The organism is Chelatococcus sp. GCM10030263, from assembly GCF_042666455.1.
GTDB lineage: Bacteria > Pseudomonadota > Alphaproteobacteria > Rhizobiales > Beijerinckiaceae > Chelatococcus.
In genome coordinates, this window is record NZ_JBHTDB010000002.1 from 830718 (window position 1) to 842873 (window position 12156).

At 64.1% G+C, this 12156-nt stretch carries 12 protein-coding genes; 8 read left to right on the forward strand and 4 right to left on the reverse strand.

Annotated elements, in window-relative coordinates:
- The first annotated feature begins 350 nt into the window (after positions 1 to 350).
- Together ACFQU1_RS03745 and ACFQU1_RS03750 are read left to right on the forward strand one after the other, a co-directional pair.
- Complete coding sequence (locus ACFQU1_RS03745) at positions 351 to 1973, forward strand: glycosyltransferase (protein WP_378129348.1); 1623 nt, start codon at positions 351 to 353, stop codon at positions 1971 to 1973.
- Positions 1966 to 3204 carry a glycosyltransferase gene (locus ACFQU1_RS03750; protein ID WP_378129350.1) on the forward strand — a complete coding sequence of 413 codons (1239 nt, stop codon included), beginning with the start codon at positions 1966 to 1968 and terminating at the stop codon, positions 3202 to 3204. Before ACFQU1_RS03745 ends, ACFQU1_RS03750 begins: the two co-directional genes overlap by 8 nt.
- Positions 3205 to 3268: 64 nt before the next feature.
- Here ACFQU1_RS03750 and ACFQU1_RS03755 read toward each other — a convergent pair whose 3' ends face one another.
- From ACFQU1_RS03755 to ACFQU1_RS03770, 4 genes are all read right to left on the reverse strand, one after another.
- The gene (locus tag ACFQU1_RS03755; RefSeq protein ID WP_378129352.1) at positions 3269 to 4054 is read right to left on the reverse strand and encodes a MetQ/NlpA family ABC transporter substrate-binding protein; all 786 of its coding nucleotides are present in this window, start codon (positions 4052 to 4054) and stop codon (positions 3269 to 3271) included.
- Between the two features lie 34 nt (positions 4055 to 4088).
- Positions 4089 to 4754, reverse strand: coding sequence for a methionine ABC transporter permease (locus ACFQU1_RS03760; RefSeq protein WP_378129354.1), 666 nt, complete (start codon positions 4752 to 4754; stop codon positions 4089 to 4091).
- Positions 4744 to 5886, reverse strand: a complete 1143-nt coding sequence (locus ACFQU1_RS03765) for a methionine ABC transporter ATP-binding protein (protein WP_378129356.1) — start codon at positions 5884 to 5886, stop codon at positions 4744 to 4746. Before ACFQU1_RS03765 ends, ACFQU1_RS03760 begins: the two co-directional genes overlap by 11 nt.
- Before the next feature lie 75 nt (positions 5887 to 5961).
- Positions 5962 to 6177 (reverse strand): hypothetical protein, encoded by a 216-nt coding sequence (locus ACFQU1_RS03770; protein WP_378129358.1) that lies wholly within the window; start codon positions 6175 to 6177, stop codon positions 5962 to 5964.
- Between the two features lie 509 nt (positions 6178 to 6686).
- On the opposite strand from ACFQU1_RS03770, the gene ACFQU1_RS03775 reads away from it, so the two are divergent.
- From ACFQU1_RS03775 to ACFQU1_RS03800, 6 genes are all read left to right on the forward strand, one after another.
- On the forward strand, positions 6687 to 7718 hold the full coding sequence (locus ACFQU1_RS03775) for a sulfate ABC transporter substrate-binding protein (protein ID WP_378129768.1): 1032 nt from the start codon (positions 6687 to 6689) through the stop codon (positions 7716 to 7718).
- Positions 7719 to 7823: 105 nt separating this feature from the next.
- Entirely contained in the window at positions 7824 to 8843 is a 1020-nt protein-coding gene (locus ACFQU1_RS03780) for a siroheme synthase (protein WP_378129360.1), read from the forward strand.
- A complete protein-coding gene (locus ACFQU1_RS03785) occupies positions 8833 to 9159 on the forward strand; it encodes a DUF2849 domain-containing protein (protein WP_378129362.1) in 327 nt (108 codons plus the stop codon). The genes ACFQU1_RS03780 and ACFQU1_RS03785 overlap by 11 nt, the downstream gene beginning before the upstream one ends.
- 43 nt (positions 9160 to 9202) lie before the next feature.
- On the forward strand, positions 9203 to 10867 hold the full coding sequence (locus ACFQU1_RS03790; protein ID WP_378129364.1) for a nitrite/sulfite reductase: 1665 nt from the start codon (positions 9203 to 9205) through the stop codon (positions 10865 to 10867).
- Positions 10851 to 11633 (forward strand): phosphoadenylyl-sulfate reductase, encoded by a 783-nt coding sequence (locus ACFQU1_RS03795; protein ID WP_378129366.1) that lies wholly within the window; start codon positions 10851 to 10853, stop codon positions 11631 to 11633. Before ACFQU1_RS03790 ends, ACFQU1_RS03795 begins: the two co-directional genes overlap by 17 nt.
- Positions 11633 to 12154: a DUF934 domain-containing protein gene (locus ACFQU1_RS03800; protein ID WP_378129368.1), complete on the forward strand. Its 522-nt coding sequence runs from the start codon at positions 11633 to 11635 to the stop codon at positions 12152 to 12154. The genes ACFQU1_RS03795 and ACFQU1_RS03800 overlap by 1 nt, the downstream gene beginning before the upstream one ends.
- Positions 12155 to 12156 lie beyond the last annotated feature (2 nt).

Sequence of the window (12156 nt, forward strand, 5' to 3'; positions counted from 1 at the left end):
CGCACCATACCGTGGGCTGCTCGCCCGATCCGGCTGCCGTGAAACGGGTTAACGTTTCGCATATGAGTAACAGGTAATTCTATCCTGGACCGGTGACGTCATCGGACCGGAGAGCATGCGCAGTCGCCTTTGCGGCGGCTGTGTGGGATTGCCCTCATCGTGAACCGATCGTCACGCGCGTCGGAATGATGGCCGTCGCAGGGGTGACGGCATCACTCGTGCGGTAAACGACAGTGTTGGCAGGACGATCAGTCATGCCGTCGTGTAAAGGAATAGCCTTGTCTCCAAGTGCTAAGACTAATGCTAAAAAGGGCATTGTGACGGCCGAAATGCCGTCGCGGGAGTTTGCAATGCGCAGCGTTAGTTCAGGCGATGAACGGCGCCAGGTGCCTCAGGCCATTGCTTCCCCTCCTGTCGAAATACTGACTGAAAATGCTCATAACGTTCTGACGGAGAACGCGCGCGGAGCTCCAGCTGTCTATTACGATGCCAGCTTGCTCCTGCATTTCGGCCTGAAGCCCCCCGTCGGTATCGTGCGGGTAGAGCAGTATCTCGCCGAATATCTCAGCAAGGAAGCGCCCTTCAATCTGCGCTTCGTGACATTCGATCGGATGATGAAGGCTTATCGCCTCCTGCGTCCGAGCGAGCAGAGCCTGCTCGATGACGTCCTTTTCCGCCGCTACCAGTTGCCGCGGACAGGCTATAGTGAAGATACAGCTTCGAACGGCAGTCAAACTACCTTGAAGATGCGCCTGCGGAAGGCGTGGGGCCGGCTAAAGACGGCCGCGTTCATCTCGGGGCATGACTTCGGCGTGATCATGGGCCGGGAATTAGGACGGCTGCTGCCTGTTCATCAGCATTATTCGCCGGTCCGTCGTCTGGCTACCCGGATTCTGCGGCGTTCTCTGTTCCTGACCGCGCGATTGGGTCACCTGGTGCTGTCAGGGCTCAGTCTGCCGGCGCGCAAAAATGGCCTCTTGGTCGCGATTGGCGGTGGGCAGGCGGCGAGCGCCCACGATTTTGCAAGTGGCGACACGGTTATCTCGGTCGCCAATGCCTGGGATTATATGGATTATGAATATCTGACCAAGATCGTGCGGCGCGACGGTGTGAGACTCATCGGTGTGATACATGACGTCATCGCCATGGAGATGCCCTTCACCACGCCGGCGCCGTTGCATATCTATCATCGTCACTGGGTCGAGCTCGGCCATCTTGCCGCTCACCTCGTTGCAATCTCCAAATACAGCCTTTCGAGCTATCACCGGTTCATTGGCGAGCCCAACGACGTCGACCCGCCGATGAGCCATGCTTACCTGCCGAATTTCCTCTATGAGCGGCGAGATGAAATCGGCGAAACCGTCGTGGCCGAACTGCTCGACCGCCGCTTCGTCGTCTTTTGCTCGACGATCGAAACACGAAAGAACCATATCCTGCTGCTCAATCTGTGGGATCGGCTGCGGCAGGAGATTGATCCCGAAACGTTGCCTGTACTGGTCTTCGTCGGCAACTGGGGCTGGGGCACGGAGGCGGTCCGCCTTTTCAGCGACCGCAATTGGCGGTTGCGCAAACACCTCCGCATCCTGAATGACCTTTCGGACGCCGAGCTCATCTGGCTCTATCGCAACGCCCGCTTTACCGCCTTTCCCGCGCTCGCAGAAGGCTTCGGCTTGGCCGCGGCGGAAAGCCTGTCATTCGGCACGCCCGTGGTTGTTTCGAACTGCCCGGCTTTGCTCGAGGCCAGCGAGGGACTGATGCCGGCTTACGAGCCGCATGACTTTCCGGGCTGGCTCGCGGAGATGCGCCGGCTGATCCTGGACGATGCGTATTTGACATCGCTGCGAGGCAAGGCGGCGCAGTATAAGGGGGCTGGCTACGACGACTTCGCCCGCGCGATCCGCGACGCCTGTGTCGCCGACGCCAGTCGATCCGACGGCCTTGCATTCGGTGAGCGGGGGAAGGCCGGTGTCTAAATGCCTCTTCCTGACGCCCTTTCCCCTCGCTGCGCCTAAACATGGCGGACAAATTCGCGCCGCGAGCTTACGGGATTCTGCGCTTCTGGCGAATTGGCAGGTCGATAGCGTCGGCATCTATCCGTCGGAACTCTTCAGAACACCCGAACGGGGCCCGCTGGATATCGTTCTGGACGATAAGAAACTTAATGAGACGATCACATCGGATCTCGTCTTCGCAGATCTCAAGGCCGCTCAGGCCGCCGCGCGATCGAAGCCCATCGTCGACCGCTTGAGGCGGCTGATCCAAAACCTCGCTCCGGACGTGATTCAGGTGGAACATCCCTGGACATGGCTTCTTCTGAGGGAGGCGCTGCCTTCCTCGCCTCAATTCAAGATCATCTATTCCAGCCATAATATCGAGTGGGCCGCCCGCAAGCCGCTGCTCAACCTGGGCTTGAAGAGCGCCACGTCACAGGCGGATCTGGAGGCCACACGCCTTCTGGAAGAAGACTTCGCGCGGGCCGCGGATCTGGTGCTGTCCATCTCCGACCTGGAGGCCAAAGAAATCGAGCGGGTCTGCGGCCGGCCCGTGGTCTATCTGCCCGCCATCTCGGAGCTGAAATTGCCGGATGGTGGCACCTCACGCTTTGCGGCCATGGCGCAGGAGGCGTCTTGCCGCTATGCCGCGCTGTTGGGCAGTGCCTATTGGCCCAATGTCGAAGGCTTTTTCGACATCCTCCCGGATGGCTTGGGCTTTCTCGCCCGCGACGAACAGCTATGGGTCGCCGGCAACCTGGGCGACGCGATCGTCAGGGACGAGCGCTTCCATGTCTTCCTCAGCATCAATCAATCGCGAACCCACATCATGGGCTACATCGAGGAAAGCGAGAAGGCGGATTTCCTTACGGCGGCGGCCTGCGTCGTCGTTCCCGTCACCTTCGGCGCCGGCGCGAAGATGAAGACCGCCGATGCGATCGCCAGCGGGCGGCCGGTCATCGCCACACCGCATGCCCTCGAAGGCTATGGGCCGATCGTCGGCCCCGCTCTCGGCGAAGGCGTCTATGTCGCCGACAGCCCAAAGGAGTTCCGCAGATTGATGCGGGAGGCCTTTCGCACGGGTCTGCGCGGCTGTTCGCCCGAGATCCGCGGGCGGCTCAGCCTGGAGGCCATGTCGAAAACCTGGGCACGGCATGTCGGCCAGCTGCTCGAATCGCGAGAGCTCGCTTCGCCGGCCGTTCTGACGGACTGACGCCTTTCCGAAAGGAACCCGGACGGGTTGACCCGTCCGGGGCGCATTCGGGCCGATTGCGGCCTTACCAGCTCGGCAGCACCGCGCCCTTGAAGGTCGTCTCGATGAAGGCCTTCACCTCGGGGCTGCGATAGGTCTCGACGAGCGTCTTCACCCAAGGCTTGTCCTTGTCTGCCGTGCGGACCGCGATCACGTTCACATAGGGACCTTTGGGATTCTCCTTGAGGATCGTGTCGCTCGGCTTGATGCCGGCGGCGGTCGCGTAATTCGTGTTGATGGCGGCGGCAGCGACGTCGTCCAATGTGCGCGGCGTCTGGGCGGCGTCGACTTCGAGAATTTTGAGTTTCTTCGGATTGTCGGCGATGTCGGCGACCGTCGGCTTCAGGCCGACGCCGTCTTTCAGCTTGAGCACGCCCCTGTCCTGCAGGAGGAGCAGCACCCGCCCGCCGTTGGTCGGATCGTTGGGAATGGCGATCGTGCTGCCTGCCGGCACCTCGTCGAACGACTTGTATTTGGTGGAATAGACGCCGATGGGGAAATTCACCGTCTCGGCGACGCTGTCGATCTTGAAGCCGCGATCAGTCTTTTGATTGTCGAGGTAGGGCTTGTGCTGGAAGGAATTGGCCTGGATGTCGCCGGAGTCGAGCGCCTGGTTCGGCACCACATAATCCGAGAATTCGACGATCTCGATGGTGAGCCCCTTCTTGGCGGCGAGCGGCTTTACCGCTTCCAGGATCTGCGCGTGCGGCCCCGGCGTCACGCCGATCTTGATTGTTTCCGCCTCGGCTGCGGCGGCGCCGCCGAGCGCAAGGCCGGCAGCCAGCGCCAGGATCGAAAGAACGGTTTTCATCGCATGGGTCTCCTTTGTTGTGATCCGGCGGCGCTCAACCGTGGCGGATGCGTTTGTTCAGTCGTTTCGAGAGAATGTCGCCGAGGCTTTGGATGCCCTGGACGAGGATGATGAGGACGATGACGACGGCTGCCATCACGTCCGGCATGAAACGCTGGTAGCCGTAGCGGATGCCGAGGTCGCCGAGCCCGCCACCGCCGACGACGCCGACGATGGCCGAGAAGCCGATGAGGCTGACGATGGCGAGCGTCAGGCCGAGCACGATGCCGGGCAGCGCCTCCGGCACCAGCACCTTGGCGAGGATCTGCAGGGGGCTGGCGCCCATTGCGCGTGCCGCTTCGATGAGGCCGGGGTCGACCTCGCGTACGGAACCCTCGACGAGCCGTGCAATGAAGGGCGTCGCCGCGACCGTCAGCGGTACGATCGCCGCGGTGGTGCCGATCGAGGTGCCGGCGATCAGCCGCGTGAAGGGGATGATCGAGACGGTCAGGATGATGAAGGGCGTCGAGCGCAGAGCGTTGACAACAACGCCCACGACGGCATTGGCGAGCGGCGCCGCCAGAAGCTCGCCGCGCCGGCTCGTTGCAAGGAAAACCCCGAGCGGCAGGCCGATGAGTGTTCCGACAGCGGCCGATACCGCCACCATGTAGAGCGTGTCGAAGGTGGAGGCGACGATGAGACGGATAATCTCAGGCGACATGCGAGACCTCCCCGAGCGCCTGCGCCGGCGAGGCGGCAGGTAATGCGAAATGGCCGAGCACCTCGAGATCGAGGTCGCGCGCGGCGAGAAAGGCGCTGATGTGTTCGAGCAAGGGCGGGTCCTCCGGCACGCCGACGATGAGCGTCCCGAAGGGGCGGCCGGCGATCGCGTCCACCGCGCCGCCTAGAATGTTCACGGCGACACCGAACTGTTGAGTGATCTGAGAGAGCACCGGATCGGTCGCATGGGCGCCTCGGAAAATAATGCGCAACACCTGCTGGCTGCCCGGCGCGGGCGTGGCGCTGAGATGCTCGGCCACGAAGGGGGGCAGGGCACGTCCGCTTTCGGCGGCGAGAAAGGCGCGTGTCGTCGGGTGCTGCGGCCGCGTGAACAGATCGAAGACATCGCCCTGCTCGACGATGCGCCCGCCCTCGATGACGGCGACGTCGCGGGCAATGCCGCGGATCACCGCCATCTCATGCGTGATGAGCAGGATGGTGAGCTCGAGCTCTTGATTGATGGTGGTGAGAAGGTCGAGAATCGAGCGGGTCGTCTCCGGATCGAGCGCGGAGGTCGCTTCGTCCGACAGGAGCACGCTGGGCCGCGTGGCGAGCGCCCGGGCGATGCCGACGCGCTGCTTCTGGCCGCCGGAGAGTTCCGCCGGATAGCGGTCGCGCTTATCGGCGAGGCCGACGAGATCGATGAGTGGATCGACCCGCGCGCGGATCTCGGCGCGGCTTGCCCCGGCGATTTCGAGCGGTAGCGCTACATTGTCATGGACCGTGCGCGAGGAGAGCAGATTGAAATGCTGGAAGATCATGCCGATCGAGCGGCGCAGCTGCCTGAGTTCCTCCTCCGGCAGGTTCGCGACGTCCGTGCCGCCGACGAGCACGCGCCCGGCGGTCGGCAGCTCCAGTCCGTTGACGAGACGGATGAGCGTCGATTTGCCGGCGCCGCTCCGGCCGATCACGCCGAGGATAGAGCCGGCGCGCACCGAAAGATCGATGTCGGCGAGCGCCGCGACGGTGCTCTGGCCCCTGCGGGCGGCATAGGTTTTCGACACGTCCTCGAAACGAACGGCGACCTCGGCCGGCGCATCGGGCCTATCTGGGGAAGAGAGCAATGTGTTCACGCTTGCCTCGCGATGTCGGGAAGGCGTGACCCAATTGGCCGGGGCACGCCTTGCAGGAGCCGCTCTCGGGAGCGGTCAGTCCTGACGTTGCGCGCCGCCGCGGCGGCCCTTGCTGCTGAGAAAACGTTGCGCTGCCCGCTGGGCCGCAACCGGGTCGGCAAAAATCTGCCCTTCGAGCCCGTGAAATGGCCGTGCCGCCGCATGGAACCGGTAGCGCTGGCCGTCGCGGGCGACGATGCCCGCCGGTCGCCCTGCGACCTCGATGAGATAGCTGTCGTACATGTCCATCATGCGCCGGCCTCGACCGGCGCCTCGCCTATCAGATTGTCGGGAAAAATGTCGCGTTCAGATGCGCCAACAGCGCATCGGTACGTCGTACCGACAACAACACATTCGCGATGACGAGGCCCGATGGACGAGGGCGAGTGCCATATCGCATCTCCTTATCAGTGGAGCCACGAAGACACTTCGTGGCGCTTTAGCGTTTGGTGACGCGGCGCAAGCTGCTGTCAAATCACCGCGGCCCGACGGTTCTCCGTCGAGACGACCGCAATATGGGTGCCGGCCCGCTGCCTGTCAAACCCCCGAACGGCCAGTCGCGTCGGCGACGAGCGCCCCGGACTTTCGACCTTGGATGTTTCGGTGCTGATATGCCGCGCATGCCCTTGCAAACCCTATTTCTAATTTATCATAAAAAATATGTAGATAAATAAATTTTACAATCAATATCTTGTATATTTTTGAATTCGCGTCAAGATCGCCATCTTTGCTCCGACCGCGTGATCAGGAGATCTGTCGTGGTGAAGCTTCAATCCAACCTATCGCGTCGCGAACTGCTCGCGGTTGCGGCTGCTGCCGGCGTCGTTGCGCCTCTACACCCCGCGCTTGCCCAGACGCAATTGCTCAACGTCTCCTATGATCCGACGCGCGAACTCTATCGCGAGATCAATGCCGCCTTCGTGGCGGATTACGCCAAGCGCACGGGCGAGACGCTCACGGTGCGCAGCTCCCATGGCGGCTCCGGCGCTCAGGCGCGGGCGGTCATGGAAGGACTCAATGCCGACGTCGTGACACTGGCGCTGGCCGCCGATATCGACGCCATCGCAAGCCGCACCAAGCTCATTCCCACCAACTGGCAGACGCGCTTGCCCAATAATTCCGCGCCCTACACCTCGACGATCGTGTTCCTGGTGCGCAAAGGCAATCCCAAGGGCATCAAGGACTGGGGCGATCTGATCCAACCGGGGCTCTCCGTCATCACGCCCAACCCGAAGACCTCCGGGGGTGCGCGCTGGAATTATCTCGCCGCCTGGGGTTACGCATTGGAAAGCAGCAAGAGCGAGCAGAAGGCGCAAGAGTTCGTCACGGCACTCTTTCGCAACGTTCCGGTCCTCGACACCGGCGCCCGTGGCTCGACTGTGACCTTCGGCCAGCGCGGCATTGGCGACGTGCTGCTCGCCTGGGAGAACGAGGCCTTTCTCACGCTCGACGAGTTTGGCAGCGACAAGTTCGATATCGTCGCGCCGTCCGTATCGATTTTGGCCGAGCCGCCGGTCTCGCTGGTCGACAGGAATGTCGACGCCAAAGGCTCGCGCAAGCAAGCGCAAGCCTATCTGGATTTCCTCTATACGCCCGACGCGCAGGCGATTATGGCCAAGCACCATTACCGGCCGTTCAAGCCGGAATTCGCACGCAAGGAGGATCTTGCACTGCTGCCGAAGCTTAGGCTTTTCACCATCGCCGATCCCTTCGGTGGCTGGGCGGTGACCCAAAAGCGCCATTTCGACAGTGGCGGCATTTTCGATGAGATCGCCCGCGCCAGCTCGCGCTGAGTGACAAGCCGCACATCGCGAAAATTACGTATCATAAATGTATTTTACTACATTCTTGCACGTGATATTGTAGTTTATAGGTATTACAAGATCCGGGTGTGAAAAGTGGCTCGTCTGCGCTTGTTTCCGATCTCCTACGACGTGGAGGGCAGGACCGTGGTCGTCGCCGGCGGCGGGGAGGCGGCGCTCGCCAAGTTGCGCCTTCTCGTGCGCAGCAAGGCCCGGCTCGTGCTCGTCGCGCCGGAGTTGGACAAGGCTCTTGCCGATTTCGTGCGCGAGACCGGCGTCACCCATGTGGCCCGCACTCTCCAAGCTGATGATCTCGCGGGGGCCGCGCTCCTTTTCGTTGCGTCCGAGCACGAAGCGGAAGCTGCGGCGGTCTCGGCGCTCGGTCGCGCGGCGGGCGTTCCCGTCAATGTCGTCGACCGGCCGCATCTGTCGGATTTCGCCGTGCCGGCCATCGTCGATCGCGCGCCGATCGCCGTCGCGATCTCGACCGACGGCCATGCGCCGGTGCTGGCCCAACGCGTGCGTGCGGCGATCGAGGCCTTGCTGCCGCCCGAATTCGGCCGGCTCGGCGACCTTGCCGAGAGCCTGCGTGCGGCCGTGATGGCCTCGCTCGCCTCGCCCCGTCATCGCCGGCGCTTCTGGGCGCGGCTGTTCGATGGGCGCAGCGCCGATTTGGCGTTGAAGGGCGATCTCACCGGCGCCCGCCGCGCGGCTCTTGCCGTGCTCGGCGAGAGCTTCTCCGCGGATGACGGCGCCGTCTGGCTCATCGGCGCGGGCCCCGGCGCGATCGATCTGCTCACGCTACGCGCCCAGCGGCTTCTGCAGCAGGCCGATATCATCGTTCACGACAGCGCCGTGCCGTCCGAGGTCGTCGCCATGGGCCGGCGCGACGCCGAGCGCATCGTCGTAGAAGGTCGCGGTGATGCCGAGTTCCTCCTCGCGCTGGCCCGTGAAGGCAAACAGGTCGCGCGTCTCGTCGCAGGCGATCCGCGCCATGGCCGGTTCGAGGACGAGCTTGCGGCCGTCCGTGCAGCCGGTCTTCGCCACGAGCTGGTGCCGGGCGTTGCCGTCCATAGTTCCGCCCAATCCGAAAAGGCCTTCAGCCATGAAGCGTGATGCCAAGAAGCCCGGCCTCAAGGTGGTCACGGCCAACGCGCTCCACACCGGCGCGGTCGTCTTTCTGACGATAGCCGGAACCTGGTCGCGCAATGTTTCCGAGGCGGCGCTCGCCGAGGACGACGAGACAGCCGCGGCCTTGGAGGCGCAGGGCCTCGCGGAGGCCGGGCGCAATGTCGTCGTCGAGCCCTACTTGGTCGAGGTCAGGCGCGAGGGCGATCGGCTCGTTCCCGCGCTGCTGCGGGAGGCGATCCGCGCCGCCGGCGGGCCGACGGCGAGCACCTTGCACCGCATCGCCGCACAAGAGGCGGCCTGAAGCACCCCACGGCTGCCGCCGCACCTTTCCCAGGGAATTCACCATGTATCGCTATGACCAATTCGACCGGCAGTTCGTGACGGAGCGTGTTGCGGAATTCCGCGACCAGGTCGCCCGCCGGTTGAGCGGCGAACTGACGGAAGACGAATTCAAGCCGCTCAGGCTCATGAACGGCGTCTATCTGCAGCTCCACGCCTATATGCTCAGGATCGCTATTCCCTATGGCAGCCTGACGCCGCGCCAGCTCAGGCGCCTGGCCGAGATCGCGCGGCGCTGGGACCGTGGCTACGGCCATTTCACCACCCGGCAGAACCTGCAGTTCCACTGGATCAAGCTGAAGGACGTGCCGGACATCCTGAGCGCGCTTGCCGAGGTGGAGATGCACGCCATCCAGACCTCGGGCAACTGCATCCGCAATGTCTCGGCGGATCATTATGCGGGTGCCGCCGCCGACGAGATCGCCGATCCGCGCGTCTATGCCGAGATTTTGCGCCAGTGGTCGGCGCTTCATCCGGAATTCAGCTTCCTGCCGCGCAAGTTCAAGATCGCGGTTTCGGCCGCCGCAGACGACCGCGCCGCCATCCAGATCCACGACATCGGGCTCGAGGTGAAGCGCAACGAGGCCGGCGAGATCGGCTTCGGCGTCTTTGTCGGTGGCGGCCTCGGCCGCTCGCCCTTCATCGCCAAGAAGCTGCGCGATTTCCTGCCCGAGGCGGAACTCCTGAGCTACTGCGAGGCGATCCTGCGCGTCTACAACATGTACGGGCGCCGCGACAACAAGTTCAAGGCGCGCGTCAAGATCCTGCTGCACGAGGCGGGCCAGGAGGAAATCTCGCGTCAGGTCGAGGCCGAATATGCCGCGATCCGCGCGCAGGGTCGGCTCACGCTGCCGCAGGCCGAGATCGACCGCATCCGCGCCTATTTCGCCCCGCCCGCCTTCGAGGACCTGCCCGCCCGTTCGGCGACGCTGGATGCCGCTCTTGCCTCGGATGAGGGGCTCGCGCGCTTCGTCGAGCGCAATCTCGCTGCGCACAAGCAGCCGGGCTATGGGGTCGTGACGATCTCGCTCAAGGCGATCGGCGCCGTGCCGGGCGATGTCACCGCGGAACAGATGGAGGCGATCGCCGATATCGCCGAGCGCTATTCCGCCGGCGATCTGCGTGTCAGCCACGAGCAGAATCTCGTGCTGCCGCATGTGAAACTCGACGATTTGCCGACTGTCTATGCGCTTCTGCAGAAGGCCGGCCTGGAAACGCCGAATGCCGGGCTCATCTCCGACATCATCTGCTGCCCGGGGCTCGATTATTGCTCGCTCGCCAATGCGCGCTCGATCCCGCTTGCTCAGCGCATCGCCGAGCGCTTCGGCGACCTCGAGCGGCAGACGCTGATCGGCGATCTCAAGATCAAGATATCCGGCTGCATCAACGCCTGCGGCCACCATCACGTCGGCCACATCGGCATCCTGGGCGTCGACCGCAAGGGCGAGGAATTCTACCAGATCACGCTCGGCGGCTCGGGCGACCAGAACGCGAGCCTTGGCGAGATCGTCGGCAAGGGATTTTCCTCAGCCGAGGTCGTCGACGTGATCGAAACCATCGTCGACACCTATCTCGCGCGGCGCCAGGGCCCGGAAGAGACTTTCCTCGCTTGCTTCCGCCGCGTTGGTGAGGCTCCTTTCCGCGAGGCGCTCTATGCCACGGCGGCTTGAAGGGCCCACACGGTCTACCGAGGCGCAACACCCTCCCCTTGAGGGGGAGGTAGAGAGCTTCGCCACCCACGCCGTCACGCTCGAAGCTGCCCACGGCGCGCTCCAACCCGCCGAGGTCCTGCGGCTCGCCGTGGAAAAGCTCTTTCCGGGCGAGATCGCGCTGGTATCGAGCTTCGGCGCCGAATCCGCCGTGCTCCTGCATATGGCGGCGGCGATCGATCGGGCGCTGCCGGTCGTCTTCGTCGATACGCTGCGCCTCTTTCCCGAGACCCTCGCCTATCGCGACCGGCTCGTGGCGGAACTCGGCCTCACGGACGTGCGTAGCGTCGGTCCCGATCCTGCCGCCATGGAAGCCGCCGATCCCTATCACGCGCTCTTCCATATCGATCCCGACCGCTGCTGCCACCTGCGCAAGGTCGAGCCGCTGGACAAGGCGCTCGCCCCTTTCACGGCCTGGATCAACGGCCGCAAGCGCTACCAGGCGACGACGCGCAAGGCGTTGCCCGTCTTCGAGGCGGACGCCAGCCACATCAAGGTGACGCCGCTCGCGAGCTGGGGGCCGGGCGAGATCGCGGCCTATATCCGCGCCCATGACCTGCCGCCGCATCCGCTCGTGGCGCGTGGCTACCCTTCCATCGGCTGCATGCCCTGCACCACGCAGGTCGCACCCGGCGAAGACCCGCGTGCCGGCCGCTGGCGCGGTCAGGGCAAAGTCGAATGCGGCATACACGTCACGCCGGCCGGCGTGACCAGAAGGAGCGCCTGATGCCTGTGTTCAAGCACGGAGCCTTCGTCGACGACCCCTGGCAGACGGTTCCGGATGAGGCTCCCGTTCCCGCCGACGCCCCGGCCATCGTCAGCAAGGCGCGTTTTATCGCTGAACGCGAGAGCCTAGCCGGCCGCAACCCGCCGCTCGGATTGGCGCTGAAAGCCGGTGAAAGCCTCGACGGCATCGAGGGGGACATCCATCGCTTCGCGGTCATCGCGCTCGACTTCCCGAAATACAGCGACGGCCGTTCCTATTCCACCGCCCGCATCTTGCGCGAGCGGCACGGCTTCGCAGGGGAACTGCGTGCCACCGGCAATGTGCTGCGCGACCAGGTGAATTTCATGCATCGCGCCGGCTTCGATGCGCTCGACGTGACGCATGCGGGCACCATCGCGGCGCTGCAATCCGGCGCTGTTAAATTCGTGAGCCGCCATTACCAGCCGGCCTCGGTCGACACCGAGGAGCTGCAACCGACGCCCGAGCGGCCACGCCTGCGCATCACCCCAGGGCCGGCCTAACC

Bases quoted from the DNA above. Each gene is read 5' to 3' on its own strand.
- ACFQU1_RS03745 (WP_378129348.1), top strand. From the start codon at position 351: ATGCGCAGCGTTAGTTCAGGCGATGAACGGCGCCAGGTGCCTCAGGCC.
- ACFQU1_RS03755 (WP_378129352.1), bottom strand. From the start codon at position 4,054: ATGAAAACCGTTCTTTCGATCCTGGCGCTGGCTGCCGGCCTTGCGCTC.
- ACFQU1_RS03760 (WP_378129354.1), bottom strand. From the start codon at position 4,754: ATGTCGCCTGAGATTATCCGTCTCATCGTCGCCTCCACCTTCGACACG.
- ACFQU1_RS03770 (WP_378129358.1), bottom strand. From the start codon at position 6,177: ATGATGGACATGTACGACAGCTATCTCATCGAGGTCGCAGGGCGACCG.
- ACFQU1_RS03785 (WP_378129362.1), top strand. From the start codon at position 8,833: ATGAAGCGTGATGCCAAGAAGCCCGGCCTCAAGGTGGTCACGGCCAAC.
- ACFQU1_RS03790 (WP_378129364.1), top strand. From the start codon at position 9,203: ATGTATCGCTATGACCAATTCGACCGGCAGTTCGTGACGGAGCGTGTT.
- ACFQU1_RS03795 (WP_378129366.1), top strand. From the start codon at position 10,851: ATGCCACGGCGGCTTGAAGGGCCCACACGGTCTACCGAGGCGCAACAC.
- ACFQU1_RS03800 (WP_378129368.1), top strand. From the start codon at position 11,633: ATGCCTGTGTTCAAGCACGGAGCCTTCGTCGACGACCCCTGGCAGACG.